Consider the following 1,225-nt stretch of genomic DNA (forward strand, 5'->3'; position numbering starts at 1 on the left):
ATAAAAATAAAAGAGTCGGTGAAAGAAATCCAGACAGAGATAAAGTAGGAATGTAATTTTCCTTAATAATTCTTATATGGCTTAAAAAGATGAAAAGTAAAATAGAAACTTTAGAAAAGGATTTTGAAGGTATTCAAAATCCTTCTAATTTATATACTAAAAGAAGTAGATTATATAATATAGAACCTATAAATGTAGGTAATTTAATGGTTGAAAGCCTAACTAGCTATTTGTCACGATTAGCTATTGCTCATTGTGTTTACATTAGTGACTTATTTTTTGGGGAAATTGAACCATTATTTCAACAAAAAAGAACTAAAGAATATAGAGTAAACAAATTAAATAGTATAAATGGATATAATTATTTAGCAAAAGAATGTGTTCGAGCAATAGAACTTCTTACACATCGCAATGATATAAAATATTTAACACTATTACATTTTGAAGGAATAATTTCTGGAGGAAATAAGGAATTTATTTCTACATATAAAAAATTTTGCCCAATGTGTTTGTATGATTTTAAATTAAATGAAACGAAAATTTATGAACCTTTATTATGGCAAATAAAAGGTGTTAACACTTGTCCCATCCATTTAATTAAATTAATAGATAAGTGCGGGAAATGTAAAAAGCAATCAAAAGTTATTTTTTTTAAAAGTAGGCCAGGTTATTGTCAACATTGTAATGAGTGGCTTGGAAACGATAATGAAATTGAAAATGCAACTTTATCAATGTACGATAAGGCTTTTAAAGACTTATTAGAAAATATATTGATATTGCCTAAATATAATAGGGAAGAAATTCGTAAGAGTTTAATCAGTTTAGTAAATTCTTATGATAGTTTTAAAAAATTTTCGCTAGATATATTAGGAAAAGAATCCAGCAGTCTTCCATCGTCATGGATAAATAATGCTATATATCCTGAATTTGAAACATTGTTACAAATTAGTACCAAATTGAATAGTAGTTTACTAGATTTTATAGATAAAGATCAATCAAGGCATATTATTAAAAATGTTGAAGGAATTAAGAAAAGTAAACAATATTTAATAGTAGAAAAGATATTAGAAGAAATACAAAAAACTAATAAAGAATTTTTTTCATTTGAATGTTTACTACGGAAAACAAATGTAAATAAAGAGTATTTAATTAGAAATTTTGCTATAAAAATTTCTCAAAAATAATTAAGTAGAATAGTAGACAAGCAAACTATGAGTAATCGTGT

The 1,225-nt window shown here is 24.8% G+C and carries 1 protein-coding gene; it reads left to right on the top strand.

All coding sequences use genetic code 11. The annotated features are described in order from the left end of the window. Positions 1-89 precede the first annotated feature (89 nt). A complete protein-coding gene (locus tag V7056_RS20690; protein ID WP_499704268.1) occupies positions 90-1,184 on the top strand; it encodes a TniQ family protein in 1,095 nt (364 codons plus the stop codon). Positions 1,185-1,225 lie beyond the last annotated feature (41 nt).

The organism is Bacillus sp. JJ664 (assembly GCF_036962205.1).
Taxonomy (GTDB): Bacteria; Bacillota; Bacilli; order Bacillales; family Bacillaceae_G; genus Gottfriedia.

Bases quoted from the DNA above. Each gene is read 5' to 3' on its own strand.
- V7056_RS20690 (WP_499704268.1), top strand. From the start codon at position 90: ATGAAAAGTAAAATAGAAACTTTAGAAAAGGATTTTGAAGGTATTCAA.